Genomic DNA, 18948 nt, shown 5'->3' on the forward strand with positions numbered 1-18948 from the left:
TGGTCGGCTTCCCTCGCGAGTCATCCCACTAGCGTAGCGATATGCCAGGCGCACGCCCCCACCAACCCGACGCACAGGCTGCAGAACGAAACAAACGACACCAGCTTGAACCACTGAGTGGTCGCGACGGTCTTCGAGAATGCCATGGGAAGGAAGGTGAGCGGGTTGACGATCCCGCCGAGCGCGGTGAGGACCACCAGCCAAGCGGGGAGAGTGGGCGCCGCGAGCCCCACGAATCCGACGACGCAGCCCATGATGATCCAGTCAAGGTGCAGCTGCTGTACCCGCTTCGCGTCAACGACTCCAAGGCGGCGCAAGGTCTCGGGCGCATCGACCGCCGCCAGCAGCGCGAAACCCGAGACGCCACCCAGAGCGACGGAGCAGAGTCCAACGAGGACCAGTAGCTCACTCCCCACGATCGCCCCCGATCTGCGTGCGAGATTCGGCCGTGGCGTCGCGGGTCACCGTGCTGCGGCGATCGCTTCGCACCCGGAGGTCGAAGAGCTCGGAGCGACCGTAGTGCCCGCTGACGTCCAGGTCGTAGTGTGCTCCGGGGATGGTCGCGAGATCGAGATCCCGCACGAAGATTCCCTCGTTGTCGTACTGCGGCTCGAGCACCCAGGATCCGTCGGGGGCGATGATGCACGACCCGCCGTCGAAGTATGTATCGGTGTCGTCGACCACCCCCGCACCTAGCTGGAACGCCTCTCGGAGCTCGGCAGGAACCGCCTCCCGCGGCAACATCTGGGCGGCGGCGAGCACGAACGTGCGTCCCTCGAAAGCGTAAGATCGCGAGGCGAGCAAGTGCTCCTCAGGGAAGTCCGGCCAGGCAGCGACGTGAATCTCCTCGTCGGTGGCGTGCGCGGCGGCGCGGGCGAGAGGGTTCCAGTGCTCCCAGCAGATAAGGCCTCCGAGGCGCCCATGGGGTGTGTCCACCGCACCCAGACCGGCGGCGTCACCGGGCGCGTGCACGAGCTTCTCGGTGAGCGTGGGGGTGGTCTTCCGGTGCACGTTGAGCGTGCGCCCGTCAGTGCCGATCGTGATGAGCGAGTTGTAGACGGTGCCCGAGTGGGCGGACGGGCGTTCATTGGCGCCGATGACCACGACAACCTCGTGTGCGCGTGCCGCGGCTCTGATAGGGGAGAGAACGTCGTCGACGCCGTGACCGTCCGCGCCAGAACCGAGCACCACGGACTCGCGCAGCAGCTCGCCGTAGAGCCTGCGTCCGACCGGGTCACCCCACCCTGCGTGGCCGAACGCCCACGCAGGGTACCCTCCGAGCCAAGACTCGGCGAAGGCCACGATCCGGGCACCCGAGCGTGCCGCCGCCACGACGGCGTCGGCAGCGGCTCGAACACCGCGGTGCGTATCGAGAAGAACGGGCGCGATCTGAGCGATCGCAACGGTGGTGTGCATGCGGGGACCTTTCTAATGAGATGGCGCGACAGTGTGCCTATCAAGTGATAGTCTTGCCTCTCAGATCAGGCTATCACTTGATAGGTTGCCCGACGCAAAGGAGCGGAGTCAGCACAATGGACACGATGAGAACTGAGGAGACTGTCGGAGCTAGCGCCCCGGGGATACCTGACGGGCCGATGAGTCCGCAGCTGCGCCGCGGCCTGGGTGCCGTCAGCCTGCTGTCGATCGGCGTCGCCACGGTCGCCCCGGTCGTGGGCCTTTACTCCATTTTCTCGCTCGGAATGATCACGGCGGGGCCGTGGTGGATCTGGCCGCTCGTCATCTCACTCGGGTGCCAGTTGCTCGTGGCGGTCGTCTACGCGGGACTCGCGCGCCGGATCCCTATCACCGGCGGGCCGTTCCAGTGGGCCCGTCGACTCGTCGGGCCACGGTACGCGTGGTTCACGGGCGTGATGTACCTCATCGCCGTCTCGGCGGCACTTACCACTGTCGCCTACCTCGCAGCACCATGGATCAGCCACCTCATCTTCGGAATCACCGTCACCGGACCCGCTGCGCTGCTCTGGAGCGCAGGGCTCCTGCTCCTCGGCCTTCTCATCAATTGCCAGGGTCTGAAGTTCACGAAGACGATCATCAACATCGGGATCCTGTGCGAAGTGCTCGCGTCGATCGCCCTCGGGGTCGTGTTGCTGCTGGGATTCCAGCATCAGTCGTGGGATGTCTTCACGTGGGAGACGAGTCAGGAAATCGTGGGGCAGCAGCTCGAGATGATCCCCGCCGCTATGACCGCCCTGGCTGTGTGCGGATGGGCGTTCGTCGGCTTCGACGCCAGCGCTTCGGTTGTCGAAGAGGCGCATGGATCCGGCACGAGTGCGGCGAAGGCCATCGTGGGCGCAACCGCACTCGTCGGCGGCATTGTACTCATGGTCGCAGTCGCAGTCATCCTCGCTACCCGCGACCTGAGTATGCTCGCCACCGGGCAGGTCGCTGACCCGGTGCTCGACGCGGTGACCAGCAATCTCGGACCGCTGGCGGAGAAGCCGTTCCTCGTGCTCGTCGCCGTCACCTTCTTCGCCTGCGTGCTGTCAATGCAGACCTACTTGGGTCGGGTGTACTTCGCCGTCGCCCGCGAAAACGTCCTGCCGGCGAAGCTGCGACTTGACGAGGTCTCCTCTCGGACCGCCATTCCGGTTCGAGCGATCTCGGCCGCTACCGTCGTCGCGCTGTGCGGGCTGCTGCTGGGATTCAGCGACGACGCGATGGGCACGATGATCCGATTCGGCACCGGGGGCTTGTACATCGTGTTCACCCTCGTTGCCATCACCGTTGTATTTGCTCAACTCTCCGGCCGGTGGGAGTCCTGGCGCATCGGAACGCGAACTCAGGAGCGGTGGTACTCCATCACGGCTTGGGGTGCGCTGCTGTGGCTCGGGTTTGAGACGATCAACATTGCATGGCCGAGGCCGGAACTCGCGGCACCCGGCGCCGGGCCCATGGAAGTGTGGTCAGTGGTCTGGGTATTCGGGGGGATCGCGGTCATCGCGCTGCTCGTGATCCTCATTACCCGACCACACGAGCGACTCCGCGAGCTCGACCGCTGATCGATCGCCTCGGCCCTTGAGCCTGTGATAGCGGTCTCCGAAACTTCTGCAACGCAAAGATTACGCATCGGGAGAACGCTGGTCTCCCTGAACGTTAAATGTCCCGCAGAGTTCTGGTCGGTACGCCACCTGGCGCTTGGAGTTGCAGCTTTCATAGTCTCATGCGGAGCACTGGGAGCACCACGCCCATCGAGCAAGGCTTCGCACGCATTCTCGTTGCTTGCCCCTCCGGGCCACCGTCGGTGGTGCCGCCTCTTATGTCAGCATCACTCATCAGAAAATCCGCTACGACCACAAGAAAGGCCAGCTCCCTGGGCGCGAGCGGCGAGCAGGTGGCCGTCGTCGCTATGGTTCCAACGACATGATCCGGTGATTGCGCGTCCGTCGAATGGTCAGCGCCGGCATCGCCCTCGGCGGTATCGGCTACGCCTTCGCGGCCGTTGCAGCCAACGCCGCCGACGACCACGACATCACGCTGCATTCCTAGCTTCGCCACCACAAGATCGATAGTGGTTGCGGGCTCGGTAGATCCTCTAGATCAGACGCAGAGACGAGGGAAGCAGGAGACCGGATCAGGCAGCTCACACCAGAGCTTGAGATCGCGAAACTGGCCTCAGGCTTCGATACTGGGCACTTGACTATTGAGCAGAGGATTTAGCTTCCAATGACAAGCCCCAGGAGATTGGCAAATAGGGTGTCATGCCTCAACCCCATCTAGCGCCCGCTCGAGTCGCTCGAGCTTGCCGTCGAGCTCGCCCTCGAAGCCCGGGCGAATGTCGGCCTTCATCACGAGCGACACTCGTGAACCGAACGGCAGCACGGCCTCAGTGGCGCGCTTCACCACGTCAAAGACCTCGTCCCACTCGCCCTCGATCTCGGTGAACATCGAGGAGGTGCGGTGCGGCAGACCAGAGTCGCGCACCACCCGGATTGCGGCGGCAACAGCCTCGGAAACCGAGCCGGTCTCGCTCATAGCGGGGCCGGCAGGGCCCACGCCGCTCGGCGCGACGGAGAATGCAAGAATCATGAGGAGTCCTTTCAACCCGGGAAGCGAGCCCGGCAGCGCCGAGCCCTGAGACTAGTCTGCCGCCACGACGCGCACCTCGCCCGTGCGTGCGGGGCGCGGGCCAAACAACACGGCGATGAAGGCCCCAACGAGGATGACGCACATCGGCAGAATGAGCGACTGCATCATGGCCTGGCTAAACGCCTCGCGCGCGGGCTCGGGCAGCTGCGTGAGCCCGCCCTCGCCGCCCATTGAGTGCGCGGCGCCCTGTTCGCCGAGCAGCGCAGAGAGGCGCGACTCCATGAGCACGGCCATCGCTGCCGAGCCGAGCACGGCGCCCACCTGGCGGCTCGTGTTGTAGACCCCAGATCCCGCGCCGGCGAGCCGGGGATCCAGCCCAAACGTGGTGATCGACGAGAGCGGACCCCACATGAAGGCGTTGCCCACACCAAGGATCGCGCTCGGAATCAGGAACATGAGCACCGGGGTGTCCGGCTTGAGCAGCAGCGCGTACCCGAGCACACCGATCCCGACGAGCAGCAGGCCGATCACAGGGATGCGGCGCGGGTCGCGGCGGTCGATGAGCAGCCCGACGGGTCGCGCGAGAACGATGGAGAGCACCGCCATCGGGATCATCAGCAGCGCCGACTGCGTGGGCGTCAGTCCCATGACGAGCTGCAGGAAGAACATGAGCGGCAGGTTCATACTGGTGACGCTGAAACCCACCATAACAATCGCCGCCGAGCCCACCGAGAAGTTGCGGTCGCGGAAGATCTGGAGCGGGATCAGGGGTTCGCCGCGCTGCACGCGCTGCCACACGACGAAGAGGGCGAGGATCACAATGCCCGCGATGATGAGTCCCCACACACTGATGGGGCCCCAGATCATGCCCCACTCGTAGCTCTGCCCCTCCTGAATGCCGAAGACCAGGAGGAACATGCCGAGTGCGCTCAGGATCACGCCGAGCCAGTCGAAGCGATGCGCGTTGGTGGGCAGCTTTGGCACGAAGCGCATCGCGAGCACGAACGCGATGACGCCGACCGGCACGTTGATGAAGAAGATCCACTCCCAGCCCCACGCGTCGAGGAGGAAGCCGCCGAGGATCGGGCCGACGAGCGTGGCAACGCCCGCCGTAACACCCCAGACCGCCATCGCCGATCCGCGCTCGCGCGGTGCGAAGATGCGCGTGATCACGGCCATCGTCTGCGGGGTCATGAGCGCCGCGCCGAGGCCCTGCAGCACGCGGGCGAAGATCAGCACCTCGATGCTGTCGGCGAGGCCACACATGAGTGAGGAGATCGTAAAGACGGCGAGGCCTGCAAGGTAAATGCGGCGCGTTCCGAAGCGGTCACCGAGGCGGCCGGTGATGAGCAGCGGAACAGCGTACGCGAGCAGATACGCGCTCGTCGCCCACAGGGTTGCCACCATCGTGGTTTCGAGGCTCTGCATGATCGACGGGTTTGCGACGGACACGATCGTCGTGTCCACCAGGATCATGAAGAAGCCGAGCACCATGGACCAGAGTGCGGCCCAGGGGCGGATTGAGGGTTGCTGTGCGGGCTGCTCGGAATTCACCCGGACAGCCTACTCCGGCCCTCAGACACGCGGGCCAGGGCGGCGCTCAAGTTGCTGTGAGCACACGGCCGATTCGCACGAGGAGCGGAAGGATGAGCAGCTCAACGATGGTCTGCGTCACTACCGCGAGCGCGGCGAGGCCCGCGGCGCCTGGCAGCGCGAGCACCAGCGGCAGCACTACGAGCGAGTTCCGTGTGGCGCCGCTGAACGCGACCGCGATCCACCCCGGACGGTCGAGGCCGGCCGCGCGTCCGCTCAGCGCGCCGACGCCCCACATGACGAGGCCAAACGCCAGATACACGGGAATGAGTAGCGCCAGGTTCGACCAGGCAGCCTCGATCCCACTCGACTGTGAGGCCGCTACCGCTGCAAGCGTGACGAGCATAAACGGCACCATGCCCGCGCTGAGCCCGCGCGAAGCGGCAGCGCCGACGCGCGTGCGTGCTGCGAGGACCTGGATCATGGCGGCGGCGCAGAGCGGCACGACGATGAACCAGAGGAGCGCGTCCAGAAACGGGGCGGGCTCGACTGTGTCGGCGGCCTCCGGCCCCACAAAGAGGCGAAGAAACAGCGACAAGAGCAGCATCTGTGCGATGAGCAGCACCGGCGCCACCGCGAGCAGCCGGTCCTTGGCCCCGCCCGCGAGCCCCGTGAACACGATGACGTAGTCGATGCACGGGGTCAGGAGTACGAACAGCGCGCCCACGAGCAGCGTGGTGTCGTGGCTTACGAGGCGCGTCACCACCCAGGCAACCACCGGGGCCGCAACGAAGTTCACCGCGAGGACAACGCCGAGAAAGCGCAGGTCGCGCAGTGCCGCTCCGATGCGAGCAAACGGCACACCGACAAATGTTGCGGTGAGCAGAAGCATCAGGGCCGGGGCGATCACCGCTTCCGCAGGGTAGGCGACAGCCGGTGCGAGGATCCCCAGCAGGCCGCCGAGCAGGAGAGCGGCAAGGCTCAGCCACACCTGGTGGCGCTCGAGCCAGGTGCTCGGACCCGCGTCACTCACCTCGCGGGGAGCGCGCTCGGGCCGAAAGCCTCGGGCAGGAGCTCGTCGATCGTGCGCGCACCACTCGCCGTGTCAACGAGCAGGCCGGGAGCCGCGGCCTCGAAGAGCAGCTGGCGGCAGCGCCCGCACGGGGTGAGCGTGTTGCCGGAGCCGTCGACGCACGCGAACGCGACGAGTGTTCCGCCGCCGCTCGCGTGCAGCGCGCCGATCATTGTGCACTCGGCACAGAGGGTCAGCCCGTAGCTCGCGTTCTCCACGTTGCAGCCGGTGACCACACGCCCATCGTCGGCAAGCGCGGCGCAGCCCACCGAGAGGCCGGAGTACGGGGCGTAGGCGTTCTCCGCTGCGGCGAGCGCGGCGGCGCGGAGTCCGGCCCAGTCGATCGCGTGTTCGGTCATGCCCACAGCCTACGCGTCGCCGCTCCCTCGGATCGGGGTCACTTGGGCAGGGTGTCGGCGGGCCGGATGGCGCGACACCGTGCCCAAATGACCCCGATTCGGGAGACGGCGGGGAGGCGGGTCAGCCGCGGATCGCCTCGCCCAGCTTCACCCGCGTGCCCGTGCGCAGGATCGAGTTCTCATAGATGCGCGCGCCAATCCAGAGGACCACCGCAATCGATACCGCCAGCACGCCGAGCGACAGGAGCGGCTCCCACCACTCCGCAGTGCCGAGGTACAGGCGCATCGGCATTGCGACGGGTGCGGAGAACGGAATGTAGCTCATCGCGGTGAGCACGGGGAGGTTGTCGAAGAACACGATGATGCCGATGTAGGGGAGCATCACGAGCATCATGACCGGGCTCGTCACGGACCCGATGTCCTCCTGCCGGGAGACGAGCGCCGCGAGGGCCGCGTAGAGCGTGGCGAGCAGCACGAAGCCGAACGCAAACAGGATCCCGAACCAGATGAGCGCGGTGCCGAGCTCGCCGAGCAGCAGGTCCTGACCTGTGGCGAGCATGCCCACCGAGGCCAGCGCGACAATCGCCACAACCTGCGCGAGCGCGAGGATGCTGTTGCCCAGGATCTTGCCCGCGAGGAGCGTGCGTGCGGAAATCGTGGCGAGCAAGATCTCGACGATGCGCGTCTGCTTCTCCTCCACGACGCTCTGCGCGATCGTCGTGCCGAAGGTCACCGCGCTCATCATGAACACGACACCGAACGAGATCGCGATGATGTAGGCGAGGAAGGGGTTGCTCGTCAGGGGGTCAAGCAGTTCGACGGTCGGCGCCGCCGAGAGTGCCTGCAGCAGGCCCGTGGGCGCGCTGTCGTTCGCGAGGACCGTGAGATCGACGGGGGTATCCCCGCCCGGCACCACCGCGGCCTCAACCTCGCCGTCGCGCACGAGCGCTTCGGCGGCGGCGCGATCCGGCGCTGCGGTGACCTCAAATGCCTCGGAGTCGAGTCCCGTGGCGGCCTCACCCACGACGGCCACCTTCGTGGGCCCGGAGAAGCCCCCCGAGCTCGCCATGAACCCGGAGAACAGCACACCACCGAGCACCAACAGCAGCAAGAAACCGGTGGAGATCAGGAAAGCCTTGCTGCGCAGCCGTGTGGTGATCTCGCGCTCGGCGACTAGCCAGGCGCCCTGGGGGCCGCTCACCTGTCGGTGTGACGTGCTCATCGAACTACCTCCGTGAAGATCTGTGCGAGCGAGGGCGTGACGGGCGTGAAGCTCCGCACCGTCGTATCGGGCTGCTGCATCGCTGCGGCCAGCACCGCCTGAGCCGCGGCATCCGTGTCCGCGTCGAAGCGAGCGAAGCCGCCATCCAAGTGGGTGACCGTGACACCGGGGCGCTCACGCACCCACCCGGCGTCGCCCCCGCTGCCGGCGAGCTCGATCTCGAAGCTGCGGCCGGCGTGCTCAGCGCGGAGCGCCTCGCGGGACCCGTGCGCGCGGATCTGCCCATCGCCAATCACCACAACGTCGTCGCAGAGCCGCTCAACGATGTCGAGCTGATGCGACGAGAACAGCACGGGCGCGCCCTGCGCCGCGTAGTCGCGGAGCACCCCGAGCACCACCTCGACGGCCATCGGGTCGAGCCCCGAGAACGGCTCATCGAGCACGAGCGCGATCGGCTCATGCACCAGCGCCGCGGCGATCTGCGCGCGTTGCTGGTTGCCGAGGGAGAGGCTCTCGAGCGTGTCGCCCGCCCGCTCCCCCAGGCCGAGCCGCTCGATGAGCGCCTGTGCCGAGCGACCAGCGTCCTGCCGACTCATGCCGTGCAGGCGGCCGAGGTAGACGAGCTGCTCGAGCACCTGCATCTTCGGGTAGAGCCCGCGCTCCTCCGGCATGTAGCCGAAGCGGGCACGGTCGCGCCCCGTGAGCGGCTCGCCGTCCCAGGTCACCGCGCCCGCATCCGCGGCGAGCACGCCGAGAATGATGCGCATCGTGGTGGTCTTGCCCGCGCCGTTGCCGCCAACAAACCCGGTCATGCGGCCCCGCTCCACGCGGAAGCTCACGTCGTTCAGTACCTGGCGTTCCCCAAAACTGCGGGAGATGCCTGCAACCTCGATCATCCCGTTCCTTTCCCTCTGCCCCCACGCTACGGCCCCGAGCAAGCCCGCCGCCTCCGCCGCGGGGCGGATTGTGGTGGGCACCCGGCGCGCACCGCTTCCGCCGCGCGGGGGAGGTCTGCACGGTGGCGGAGCGCATACGCTGGTGTGCATGACAGAGCCCCCCGCTGCGTGGGCGCGCCCGCGGCCGGGGCGCGCGGTGCTGCGTCTCGACGCCGTCCTCGCGCTGGTGCTCGCCCTCGGCGCAACGACGACCTCGCTGCTGTACGCGCGTATCGAGCTCATCCCCGAGCCGGCGGGCCCGTGGGTGTGGGCGCTCGGCATCGCCCTGTGCACGCTGCCGCTCGCGCTGCGTCGCATCGCCCCGATCCCGGTCGCGATCGTGGTGAGCATCGGTTTCTTCGTGTGCGGCCAGTTCGGCGTGCCTGAGGTGCTGATCATCAACATCTGCCTGTTCCTCGCCCTGTACACGGTGGGGGCATGGGAGCCTCGGCGCACCGCTGCGTTCTGGACCCTGGCGACGCTCAGCGCGGCGCTGCTGATCTGGCTCATCGTCGCGCTGATCATCGCGTCCTCCACTCAGGACGCGTTCCCCGGCATGTCTCGCTCCGGCCTGTTCTCCGCGTATGCGACGTTCGCGGTGATTCAGATCATCACGAACCTGCTCTACTTCACCGGGGCGTACTGGTTTGGGCTGCGCGCCTGGCGAGCGGCACGCACGCAGGCACAGCTCGAGGCGCAAGGCGAGGAGCTGGAGCGTGAGCGCCGCACGAGCGCGGCACAGGCGGTGGCCCTCGACCGACTCGGCATCGCGCGCGAACTGCACGACGTCGTGGCGCACCACGTCTCCGTGATGGGAATCCAGGCGGCAGCCGCGCGGCGTGTGCTCACGCAGGATCCCGATCGAGCCGCTGCCGCGCTCACGGTCGTCGAGGAGAGCGCACACACGGCCGTCACCGAGCTGCGGCAGCTCGTTCACACGCTGCGCACCCCCGACGAGGAGGAGAGCTCCACCGCGGTGGGGATCGCCCAGCTTGGCGCACTCGTCGCCGAGGCGCAGCGCGCGGGCGTGCCCACCACCCTCATCGTTGCCGGCGACACCCGCCCGCTCCCCATGCTCGTCGACGTTGCGCTATTCCGTGTGGCCCAGGAGGCGCTCACCAATGTGCGCAAACACGCGGGGCGCGGCGCCGAGGCGGTGGTGCGGCTCCGCTTCGAGGCCGACGCCGTCGAGGTGGAGATCAGCGATGACGGCGTCACACAGCGACTCGACAGCAGCGTGGGATCGCTGAGCCCAGGCGCGCTCCCCGCCGTCTCCGGGCTTGGCCTGCGCGGCATGCGTGAGCGCATTGGGGCCGTCGGCGGTTCCGTCGCGAGCGGCCGACGCGAGCGTGGCGGATTCATGGTGCGGGCACGCGTGCCCCTGAGCGCGGAGGTGGTCATGTGATTCGCGTGCTGCTCGTCGACGACCAGGCGCTCGTGCGCTCGGGGTTCAAGATCATCCTCGAATCGGAGCCAGATCTCACCGTGGTGGGAGAGGCCGCCGACGGCGCGGAGGCCGTTGCGCTGGCCGCCGAGCTGACGCCCGACGTCATCTGCATGGACGTGGAGATGCCCGAGCTTGATGGCATCGAGGCGTCGCGCCAGATCCTGTCGGGGGCAGGCGCAGCGCAGGGCAACGCCCCCGCGATCCTCATCCTCACCACCTTCGGGCACGAGCGATACCTCTTCGACGCACTCGCGGCCGGGGTGAGTGGTTTCCTCCTGAAAACCTCGCGCGCGGAGCAGCTGATCGAGGCTGTGCGGCAGCTCGCAGCGGGGCACGCGCTCCTCGGCCCCGACGTCACCCGAGCGGTGCTCGGCCGGGTCGCGTCCTCCGCGGAGTCTCACCCGAGCGGCACGGGCGACGCGGCCGCGAATACCCCAATCGCTGACGGCGACGCGGCAGCTTCCGCCGACCCCACCGAAGAGGCGATGCTGCGCGCCGGGCTCACGGAGCGCGAGCGCGAGGTGCTCGCGCTCGTGGCCGAGGGCCGCTCGAATGCGGAGATCGCCGCGGCGCTCTTCCTCGGCGAGGCGACCATCAAGACGCACGTCTCAAACGTGCTGCAGAAGCTCGGCGTGCGTGACCGCATTCAGGCGGTCGTGTGGGCTCACACGCGCGGCGACCGGTAGCGGAGCCGCGCAACAACGCTCACACCGTTGGCTATGCGCCCATGGTCGACGCTCGCACCACAAGCTCGGGCTGGAAGACGATCTGCTCACAGTCTGCCCCCGCACCACGCTCCCGCAACAACAGTTCAACCGCGGTGCTTCCGATAGAAAACGCCGGCTGCCGCACTGAAGTGATCGGCACTACAGCCGAGTGGGCGAAGTCAATGTCGTCGTACCCAATCAACGCAATCTCTTCCGGCACACGCAGCGAACTGCGCATCACCAGCGCCTGCAGAATACCCAGCGCGAGAAGGTCATTTGCAGCGAAGACACCATCAGGGCGCTGCTCCGGGGAGAGTCGCGCAATTTCCTCGCCGACGCGCCGCCCCTCCAGGACGCTCAGTCCCTGGGTTTCGAAAATCTCAAGGGCGGTATCCTGACGCTCCGCAACAACGGCACGCACCCCAGACAGACGGTCGCTCACCTGCTCAATCTCGTGCGGGCCACCAACGAAGGCAATGCGCCGTCGCCCGATCTCGACGAGATGACGGGCCGCAATCCGGCCGCCTTCAACGTCGTCAACGGACACCGACGGGAAAGTTCGATCGTGCGATCCACGGTCAACGAGAACCACGGGAATCCCAGCGTCACGAAGCGAGCGAAGCTGGTGAAGATTGGCATGAACGGGGGTCACCAGCACCCCCGCAACGCGATGCTCCTCGAACATTTCCAGCAGCGCGGCCTCACGTTCGGGCGAGTCGTCGCTGCCACCCATCAGCACGGTGTAGCCGTCATCAAGCGCTCGACTCTGTGCACCGTGCGCGACATCCATGAAGAACGGGTTGCGCGTATCGAGCACGACGAGGCCGAAACTATGGCTGCGCCCGGCGCGGAGCTGCCGGGCCGCATCGTTACGCACAAACCCAAGCTGCTCGATCGCTGCGTGGACCCGAGCGCTAGTCGCGGCAGCAACGCGATCCGGGCGATTCAGTACATTCGAAACGGTACCGACGGAGACGCCCGCCTCGCGTGCAACGTCTCTGATGCTCGCGGTCATACTGCTCCTCTCGCCGTGATCTGCTTCATCATAATTGAGCGTGCCGACAAATTGAAACGCTTCAATAACGGATCCATCCCGTCGGAAGCAGCCGCTTGACGGAAGAAAAGTACTGTGTTTAAACTCTGCGTAACGCGATTGAAACGATTCATTTACACAATCGCACGCCCCACAGCCGAGATGTCGCACCTGCGACAGGAAGCCCCGTGAATTCAATGAAGAGATCACCTAGCACTGAGCCATTGCTTGCGCTCTCCGGCGTGACCAAGGCATTCGGCGCCGTGGTCGCGCTGCGTGACGGCACGCTCGCCCTCCACCCAGGCTCGATCCACGCACTCGTGGGCGAGAACGGCGCGGGCAAGTCGACCATTGTCAAGATCATCGCCGGCCTCTACCGGCGCGATGGGGGCGATATCCGTCTTGCGGGATCCCCCGTCGACTTCACGAGCACCGCCGAAGCGAAGGCTGCGGGTATCGCGGTCATCTACCAGGAACCCACGCTCTTCCCGGATCTCTCCGTCACCGAAAACATCTTCATGGGCCGACAGCCGCGCGGTCGCTTCGGACGCATCGACCGGACGCGCATGCGCATCGAAACTGAGGCGCTCTTCGCACGGCTCGGCCTACGCATGGATCCGGAGCGCACGGCGGACGGCCTGTCGATCGCCGACCAGCAAATGATCGAGATTGCGAAGGCCATCTCGCTCGATGCGCAGATCCTCATCATGGACGAACCGACCGCGGCGCTCTCTGGCATCGAGGTCGATCGCCTATTCGACGTTGCCCGCGCGCTCCGCGACGAGGGCCGCGCTCTCGTCTTCATTTCGCACCGCTTCGACGAGGTGTTCGCGCTCTGCGACACGATTACGGTGATGCGCGACGGCAGTTACATCTCCACGCGTGCGATCACGGAGACGGATCCTGACAGCGTCGTCGCCGAGATGGTGGGGCGCGAGATCACCGAGCTCTTCCCCAAGCTCGAAACGACTATCGGTGATCCGCTGCTTGAGGTGACCAGTCTCACGAGCCCCGGCATCTTCAGCGACATCAGCTTCACCGTGCGCGCCGGCGAGATCGTCGGCCTCGCCGGGCTCGTCGGGGCCGGTCGCAGCGAAGTCGCACGCGCAATCTTTGGCGTCGACGACTATCAGAGCGGTGAGGTCCGCCTCACTGGCACGCGCATCCGCAAGAGCGCTCCCACCGCAGCGATGCGTGCCGGCCTCGCCCTCGTGCCCGAAGACCGCCGCAAGCAAGGGCTTGTGCTCGATGAGAGCGTCGCGCGCAACACCGCTGCGGTAATCCTCGACTCGATCGCGAGGCTTGGGCTCGTCACCGCGCGCGCCGAACAGCGCGCCGCGCGCCCCTGGGCTGAGCAGCTGGAAGTGAAGACCACGGCGCTCAGCACGCTCGCGGGGACGCTCTCAGGTGGGAACCAGCAGAAGGTTGTGCTCGGCAAGTGGCTCGCCACGAACCCGCGCGTGCTGATCATCGACGAGCCGACTCGCGGCATCGATGTGGGCACGAAGTCTGAGGTGCACCGCCTCCTTTCGACCCTCGCGAGCCAGGGCATGGCCGTGCTGATGATCTCAAGCGAGCTGCCCGAGGTGCTCGGTATGGCTGACCGTGTCGTCGTGATGCGCGAGGGCCGGATCACCGCCACGATCGACCGTGCCGAAGCGACACCGGAGAACGTGATGCGCGCCGCCACCCAGACCCCCAGCACGCAGACGGAGCAAGCCGCATGACCGCAACGCCCACGGCCACAGCCCCGACCGCTCGCGGCGCATTCAGCACCGCACTCGGCCGACTGACTCGCGCACGCGAAGCAAGCATCCTGCTCGCAGTGATCCTCGTGATCGCCGCGGCGACCCTGAAGAACCCGAACTTCCTGTTCTCCGTCGACGGCTACCGGGATCTTTGGCTCACGCCATCACTGCTGATGCTCGTTGCGGTGGGCCAGGCGGTCGTGCTGATCACCCGCAACGTCGACCTGTCGGTCGGCTCAGTGCTCGGGCTCAGCGCCTACCTCACTGGCCGGCTGTTCATCGACCTGCCGGGAATCCCCGTGCTCGCGGTCGTGCTGATGGCGGTCCTCTTCGGCGGTCTCCTCGGTCTCATTAACGGCGCCCTCGTCGCGCTTGCCCGCGTTCCTGCGCTCGTGATCACTCTGGGCACGATGTACGCGTTCCGTGGCATCAACGTCTGGTGGACGGGTTCGGACCGGATCAATGCCTCCGACATGCCCAAGGAGTTCCTGGGGCTCGGGACCGCACAGGTGTTCTCGATCCCCGTGCTGACCATCATCGCTGTCGTCGTCCTTATCGCTGTCGCCTGGTGGATGCGCAATACGCGCGCTGGCCGTGAGAATTACGCGATCGGATCCGACCCCGACGCCGCGCAGCTCTACGGCCTGCCGGTAACGCGTCGCATTATCACGGCGTTCGTACTTTCAGGCGCGCTCTCAGGCTTCGCCGGCGTGCTCTACGCCGCGCGCTACGGCACGATCAACTCGCAGGCGGGTTCCGGCTGGGAGCTCGACGCGATCGGCGCGGCCGTGATCGGCGGCGTCGCGATCTTCGGCGGAGTTGGCTCAGTATGGGGCGCCGCAATTGGCGCGCTCCTGCTGCTCACGATCAACCGGGCACTGCCCGTACTCGGAGTTCCCGACTTCTGGCAGCGCGCCGTCGTCGGCGTCCTGATTATCAGCGCGATCGTGCTCGACCGGGTGATCGCCGTCAGACAACATCGAAAGCTGATCGAAGCACGGGAGACAACGCGATGAGCGCACAGGTAACCGCGACAACCCCCGTCACCGCCGGGTTCCGCCCCATCGCCGATCACGATCGGCCGCTCTGGCAGCGCCTCCTCCTCACCCGCGAAACCGCGATCATCGCGTTGTTCATCGTTGTCGTGATCGCCGCGTCGACGATCGTGCCAAACTTCGGCAGCCAGATCACCATGACGTATCTGCTCCTTGATATGTTCCCCATCCTCATCATCGCGCTGCCAATGACAGCAATCATCGTGACCGGTGAGATCGACCTTTCAGTAGCAAGCGTCGTCGGCTTCTCGAGCGTACTCACCGGGGTACTCACGCAGGCCGGCGTACCATTCGGGGCCACTATCATCATCGCCTTGCTTGCCGGGGTGCTCTGCGGGCTGTTCAACGGTTTCCTGATCACCACGGTCGGCCTGCCATCGCTCGCCGTCACGATCGGCACGCTTGCCCTCTATCGAGGACTCGCCGTGGGGCTGCTTGGCACGACTGCGGTCACCGACTTCCCTGAGTTCTGGACCGGGCTCGCGAAGGCAAAGCTCGGCTCAACCGGAATCCCCGTTGTGATCATCCTCTTCGTGCTACTCGCCGCAGTGTTTGTGGTTCTGCTGCACTTCACCCGCTTCGGTCGCGGCATCTTCGCGATCGGCCTTTCGCCCGAGGCGGCGCGGTTCTCTGGCGTCAACGTCGCGCGAACCAAGCTGCTGCTCTTCACCCTGAGCGGCGCGGTCGCGGCGCTCGCCGGAATCTATTACACGCTCCGCTACGGCAGCGCACGCGGCGACAACGCGACCGGCATGGAAATGCAGGTCATCGCCGCCGTGCTCCTCGGGGGCGTCTCGATCTTCGGCGGCCGCGGCGCGCTGCACGGTGTCATCGCAGGCGTTTTGCTTATCGGGGTGCTCGCCAGCGCACTGCGGCTCGCAAACGTCACTTCCGACGTGATCAACATCATCACGGGTGTGCTCCTCATTACCGCGGTCGTGTCGTCGAGCGTGTTCGCTGCGATCAAGAACAGGCGCCGTGCCGGCCCGAAACTCACGCTCGCCGGCACCCCGAGCGCCACCTCCTAGCTTCCACTCCCTCATCCATCTCATCCCGGCTCCGAGTCGCGGGCCCGAAAGGAACGAACAATGTGGTTCACAAAGAATAAGAAAGCTGGCGCACTCGTCGCGCTTGCGGCGAGCGCCGCCCTCCTCCTCGCCGGTTGCTCGAGCAGCCCAGACACGACAGGCGGATCCGGATCCGATTCAGGCTCCGGTGACGCCGCAGGAGCGAGCGTCACGTTCATCCCCAAGAACCTTGGCAACCCGTACTTTGACACGTCAAGCAAGGGCGGCAAAGCCGCAGTGGAGGCGTTCGGCGGGACATTCAACGAAGTCGGCCCAGCTGAGGCAACGCCAGACGGGCAGGTCAGCTTCATCAACACCGCAACCCAACAGGGCGTCGACGCGCTCGCCGTCTCGGCGAACGACCCGAAGGCGATCTGTGACGCGCTGACCGAGGCCCGCGACGCTGGGCTCAAGGTCGTCACCTTCGATTCAGACACGAACACCGATTGCCGCGACATCTTCGTGAACCAGGCCGACGCCGCTGGCATCGCGAAGGTGCAGGTCGACATGATCGCTGAGCAAATCGGCGACGCCGGCGAGATCGCTGTGCTGTCGGCCGCCGCGAACGCGACGAATCAGAACGCATGGATCGACATGATGAAGGAGGAGCTCGCCGCGAGCCACCCGGACATCAAGCTCGTCGAGGTCGTGTACGGCGACGACGATGACCAGACCTCGTTCGACAAGACCGCCGCGCTACTGCAGACCTACCCGGAGCTGAAGGGCATCGTGTCTCCGACTACTGTCGGCATCGCCGCTGCCGCACGCTACCTCTCCACCTCCGAGGCAAAGGGGAAGGTTGCACTGACCGGGCTCGGAACACCGAACCAGATGCGTGAGTACGTCGAGGACGGCACCGTCACCGAGTTCGCGCTGTGGAACCCGGAGGAGCTCGGTTACCTGACCGCGTACGCAGCGAACGCGCTCGTCGCGGGCGACATCACGGGAGCGGAGGGCGACACCTTCACGGCCGGTGACCTCGGCGAGTACACCGTTGGCAAGGACGGCGTCGTGCTGCTTGGCGACCCGTACCGCTTCAACAAGGACAACATCGGCGACTTCGACTTCTAGTCACCTCGGGTCCCGGCCGGGCAGCGCCGGGACCCGACCACCGCCCAACCGAGGAGGATCACGTGCGCGTCTGTTTCGAAATGCAGCTACGCCCCGAACGCATCGCCGAGTACATCGCACGCCACGCCGCAGTCTGGCCGGAGATGCTCCACGCGATTCGGGACGCTGGCCGCCGCAACTACTCGCTGTTCCTCCGCGAGGACGGTCTCCTCATTGGCACCTATGAGACGGACGACGATGCCGCGGCACAGCGCACCCTCGCCGCCGACCCGCGCACCGCCAGGTGGGAGGCAGACATGGCGGAGTTCTTCGTCGCCGAGATCGGCCGCCCAGATCAGGAGGCACCCCGACTCACCGAAGTTTTCAACCTCGAGGACCAACTCGCCCGCACCCCGTCGGGCCCGGACCGCGCATAGGCGCGAGACACGAAAGAAAGCGCAGATCATGAGTACGCAGCTGACTCCCGAACACTTTGCCGCCCTTGCACAACAGGCGGTTGAGGTCCCCTCCTGGGCCTACGGGAACTCGGGCACGCGGTTCAAGGTGTTCGGCACCCCGGGTACGCCCCGCAACCCGTTCGAGAAAATTGCCGACGCCGCGCAGGTGCACCGCTACACCGGCCTCGCGCCCGCGGTCGCCATCCACATTCCGTGGGACCGGGTCGATGACTACGCGGCGCTCCGCGCGCACGCGGAAGACCTCGGCGTCACCCTCGGCACGGTCAACTCGAACGCGTTCCAGGACGACGATTACAAGTTCGGCTCGCTCACGCACGCGGACGACGCGATCAGGCAGAAGGCGATCGATCACCACCTCGAGTGCATCGACATCATGGACGCAACCGGCTCCCGTGACCTCAAGATCTGGCTAGCCGACGGCACGAACTACCCCGGCCAGGCCGACATGCGCGCCAGGCAGGATCGGCTACACGACTCGCTGCAGCGTATTTACGACCGCCTCACGGGCGAGCAGCGACTCGTGCTCGAGTACAAGTTCTTCGAGCCAGCGTTCTACCACACCGATGTTCCCGACTGGGGCACGTCATACGCACAGGTGAGCGCGCTCGGCGAGCGGGCACTGGTCTGCCTCGACACCGGTCACCATGCGCCAGGCACCAACATCGAGTTCATCGTGATGCAGCTGCTTCGCCTCGGCAAGCTCGGTTCCTTCGACTTCAACAGTCGCTTCTACGCCGACGACGATCTCATTGTTGGCGCCGCCGACCCGTTCCAACTATTCCGGATCCTGGTCGAGGTAGTGCGCGGCGGCGCTCTCAACAACCCGGATGTGTCGTTCATGCTCGACCAGTGCCACAACATCGAGGATAAGATCCCCGGCCAGATCCGCTCCGTGCTCAACGTGCAGGAGATGACCGCGCGTGCCCTGCTGCTCGACCGCGCGGCGCTCGAGGCCGCGCAGGCCGCGCACGACGTGCTCGGTGCGAATGCGGTGTACATGGACGCGTTCTACACGGACGTGCGTCCGGCGCTCGCGGAGTGGCGCGAATCGCGCGGTCTGCCGGCCGATCCGATGTCGGCATACGCCGCTTCCGGCTACCAGCAGCGCATCGCCGCCGAGCGCGTCGGCGGCGCGCAGGCGAGCTGGGGAGCGTAGCGCGGCTGCGCGCCCCGACCATTCTCAACGTTTCAAGG

18 protein-coding genes are annotated in these 18948 nt (G+C 66.4%); 9 read left to right on the plus strand and 9 right to left on the minus strand.

Features of this window, described 5'->3' with window-relative positions; genetic code table 11:
- Positions 1–20: 20 nt before the first annotated feature.
- Together ACR81A_RS13885 and ACR81A_RS13890 are read right to left on the minus strand one after the other, a co-directional pair.
- Positions 21–416, minus strand: a complete 396-nt coding sequence (locus ACR81A_RS13885) for a hypothetical protein (RefSeq protein WP_440312142.1) — start codon at positions 414–416, stop codon at positions 21–23.
- Complete coding sequence (locus ACR81A_RS13890; RefSeq protein WP_440312143.1) at positions 406–1416, minus strand: carbon-nitrogen hydrolase family protein; 1011 nt, start codon at positions 1414–1416, stop codon at positions 406–408. Before ACR81A_RS13890 ends, ACR81A_RS13885 begins: the two co-directional genes overlap by 11 nt.
- 179 nt (positions 1417–1595) lie before the next feature.
- Between ACR81A_RS13890 and ACR81A_RS13895 the strand changes: the two genes are divergently transcribed.
- Entirely contained in the window at positions 1596–3020 is a 1425-nt protein-coding gene (locus ACR81A_RS13895) for an APC family permease (RefSeq protein WP_440312144.1), read from the plus strand.
- A gap of 697 nt (positions 3021–3717) precedes the next feature.
- Here ACR81A_RS13895 and ACR81A_RS13900 read toward each other — a convergent pair.
- From ACR81A_RS13900 to ACR81A_RS13925, 6 genes are all read right to left on the minus strand, one after another.
- Positions 3718–4047: a thiamine-binding protein gene (locus ACR81A_RS13900; RefSeq protein WP_440312145.1), complete on the minus strand. Its 330-nt coding sequence runs from the start codon at positions 4045–4047 to the stop codon at positions 3718–3720.
- 51 nt (positions 4048–4098) lie between these two features.
- Positions 4099–5541, minus strand: coding sequence for a DHA2 family efflux MFS transporter permease subunit (locus tag ACR81A_RS13905; protein WP_440313158.1), 1443 nt, complete (start codon positions 5539–5541; stop codon positions 4099–4101).
- A 106-nt stretch (positions 5542–5647) separates the two neighbouring features.
- On the minus strand, positions 5648–6613 hold the full coding sequence (locus ACR81A_RS13910; RefSeq protein WP_440312146.1) for an arsenic resistance protein: 966 nt from the start codon (positions 6611–6613) through the stop codon (positions 5648–5650).
- Positions 6610–7011: a cytidine deaminase gene (locus ACR81A_RS13915; RefSeq protein WP_440312147.1), complete on the minus strand. Its 402-nt coding sequence runs from the start codon at positions 7009–7011 to the stop codon at positions 6610–6612. The genes ACR81A_RS13910 and ACR81A_RS13915 overlap by 4 nt, the downstream gene beginning before the upstream one ends.
- Positions 7012–7132: 121 nt before the next feature.
- The gene (locus ACR81A_RS13920; RefSeq protein WP_440312148.1) at positions 7133–8233 is read right to left on the minus strand and encodes an ABC transporter permease; all 1101 of its coding nucleotides are present in this window, start codon (positions 8231–8233) and stop codon (positions 7133–7135) included.
- The gene (locus tag ACR81A_RS13925) at positions 8230–9129 is read right to left on the minus strand and encodes an ABC transporter ATP-binding protein (protein ID WP_440312149.1); all 900 of its coding nucleotides are present in this window, start codon (positions 9127–9129) and stop codon (positions 8230–8232) included. Before ACR81A_RS13925 ends, ACR81A_RS13920 begins: the two co-directional genes overlap by 4 nt.
- Positions 9130–9277: 148 nt before the next feature.
- On the opposite strand from ACR81A_RS13925, the gene ACR81A_RS13930 reads away from it, so the two are divergent.
- Together ACR81A_RS13930 and ACR81A_RS13935 are read left to right on the plus strand one after the other, a co-directional pair.
- A complete protein-coding gene (locus tag ACR81A_RS13930) occupies positions 9278–10573 on the plus strand; it encodes a sensor histidine kinase (RefSeq protein WP_202380580.1) in 1296 nt (431 codons plus the stop codon).
- Positions 10570–11301, plus strand: coding sequence for a response regulator (locus tag ACR81A_RS13935; RefSeq protein WP_440312150.1), 732 nt, complete (start codon positions 10570–10572; stop codon positions 11299–11301). Before ACR81A_RS13930 ends, ACR81A_RS13935 begins: the two co-directional genes overlap by 4 nt.
- Before the next feature lie 31 nt (positions 11302–11332).
- Here the strand turns inward: ACR81A_RS13935 and ACR81A_RS13940 are convergent, their stop codons facing one another.
- Positions 11333–12337, minus strand: coding sequence for a LacI family DNA-binding transcriptional regulator (locus tag ACR81A_RS13940; protein WP_202380578.1), 1005 nt, complete (start codon positions 12335–12337; stop codon positions 11333–11335).
- A gap of 215 nt (positions 12338–12552) precedes the next feature.
- On the opposite strand from ACR81A_RS13940, the gene ACR81A_RS13945 reads away from it, so the two are divergent.
- The 6 genes from ACR81A_RS13945 (at position 12553) to rhaI (ending at position 18910) form a co-directional block, all read left to right on the plus strand.
- Positions 12553–14082 carry a sugar ABC transporter ATP-binding protein gene (locus ACR81A_RS13945; RefSeq protein ID WP_202380577.1) on the plus strand — a complete coding sequence of 510 codons (1530 nt, stop codon included), beginning with the start codon at positions 12553–12555 and terminating at the stop codon, positions 14080–14082.
- Positions 14079–15119 carry an ABC transporter permease gene (locus tag ACR81A_RS13950; RefSeq protein ID WP_440312151.1) on the plus strand — a complete coding sequence of 347 codons (1041 nt, stop codon included), beginning with the start codon at positions 14079–14081 and terminating at the stop codon, positions 15117–15119. The genes ACR81A_RS13945 and ACR81A_RS13950 overlap by 4 nt, the downstream gene beginning before the upstream one ends.
- Positions 15116–16186, plus strand: a complete 1071-nt coding sequence (locus tag ACR81A_RS13955) for an ABC transporter permease (protein WP_202380575.1) — start codon at positions 15116–15118, stop codon at positions 16184–16186. The genes ACR81A_RS13950 and ACR81A_RS13955 overlap by 4 nt, the downstream gene beginning before the upstream one ends.
- A gap of 60 nt (positions 16187–16246) precedes the next feature.
- Complete coding sequence (gene rhaS, locus ACR81A_RS13960; RefSeq protein WP_202380574.1) at positions 16247–17296, plus strand: rhamnose ABC transporter substrate-binding protein; 1050 nt, start codon at positions 16247–16249, stop codon at positions 17294–17296.
- Between the two features lie 62 nt (positions 17297–17358).
- Positions 17359–17712, plus strand: coding sequence for an L-rhamnose mutarotase (locus ACR81A_RS13965; RefSeq protein ID WP_337248857.1), 354 nt, complete (start codon positions 17359–17361; stop codon positions 17710–17712).
- A gap of 28 nt (positions 17713–17740) precedes the next feature.
- Entirely contained in the window at positions 17741–18910 is a 1170-nt protein-coding gene (gene rhaI / locus ACR81A_RS13970; protein WP_202380572.1) for an L-rhamnose isomerase, read from the plus strand.
- Positions 18911–18948: the final 38 nt, after the last annotated feature.

It is taken from the genome of Leucobacter chromiireducens (genome assembly GCF_051993095.1).
Classification (GTDB): domain Bacteria; phylum Actinomycetota; class Actinomycetes; order Actinomycetales; family Microbacteriaceae; genus Leucobacter; species Leucobacter chromiireducens.

What these genes read in the sequence shown, in the direction of transcription:
- ACR81A_RS13890 (WP_440312143.1), bottom strand. Translation starts at nt 1,416, where the DNA reads ATGCACACCACCGTTGCGATCGCTCAGATCGCGCCCGTTCTTCTCGAT.
- ACR81A_RS13895 (WP_440312144.1), top strand. Translation starts at nt 1,596, where the DNA reads ATGAGTCCGCAGCTGCGCCGCGGCCTGGGTGCCGTCAGCCTGCTGTCG.
- ACR81A_RS13900 (WP_440312145.1), bottom strand. Translation starts at nt 4,047, where the DNA reads ATGATTCTTGCATTCTCCGTCGCGCCGAGCGGCGTGGGCCCTGCCGGC.
- ACR81A_RS13905 (WP_440313158.1), bottom strand. Translation starts at nt 5,541, where the DNA reads ATGGTGCTCGGCTTCTTCATGATCCTGGTGGACACGACGATCGTGTCC.
- ACR81A_RS13915 (WP_440312147.1), bottom strand. Translation starts at nt 7,011, where the DNA reads ATGACCGAACACGCGATCGACTGGGCCGGACTCCGCGCCGCCGCGCTC.
- ACR81A_RS13920 (WP_440312148.1), bottom strand. Translation starts at nt 8,233, where the DNA reads ATGAGCACGTCACACCGACAGGTGAGCGGCCCCCAGGGCGCCTGGCTA.
- ACR81A_RS13925 (WP_440312149.1), bottom strand. Translation starts at nt 9,129, where the DNA reads ATGATCGAGGTTGCAGGCATCTCCCGCAGTTTTGGGGAACGCCAGGTA.
- ACR81A_RS13930 (WP_202380580.1), top strand. Translation starts at nt 9,278, where the DNA reads ATGACAGAGCCCCCCGCTGCGTGGGCGCGCCCGCGGCCGGGGCGCGCG.
- ACR81A_RS13940 (WP_202380578.1), bottom strand. Translation starts at nt 12,337, where the DNA reads ATGACCGCGAGCATCAGAGACGTTGCACGCGAGGCGGGCGTCTCCGTC.
- ACR81A_RS13945 (WP_202380577.1), top strand. Translation starts at nt 12,553, where the DNA reads ATGAAGAGATCACCTAGCACTGAGCCATTGCTTGCGCTCTCCGGCGTG.
- ACR81A_RS13950 (WP_440312151.1), top strand. Translation starts at nt 14,079, where the DNA reads ATGACCGCAACGCCCACGGCCACAGCCCCGACCGCTCGCGGCGCATTC.
- ACR81A_RS13955 (WP_202380575.1), top strand. Translation starts at nt 15,116, where the DNA reads ATGAGCGCACAGGTAACCGCGACAACCCCCGTCACCGCCGGGTTCCGC.
- rhaS (WP_202380574.1), top strand. Translation starts at nt 16,247, where the DNA reads ATGTGGTTCACAAAGAATAAGAAAGCTGGCGCACTCGTCGCGCTTGCG.
- rhaI (WP_202380572.1), top strand. Translation starts at nt 17,741, where the DNA reads ATGAGTACGCAGCTGACTCCCGAACACTTTGCCGCCCTTGCACAACAG.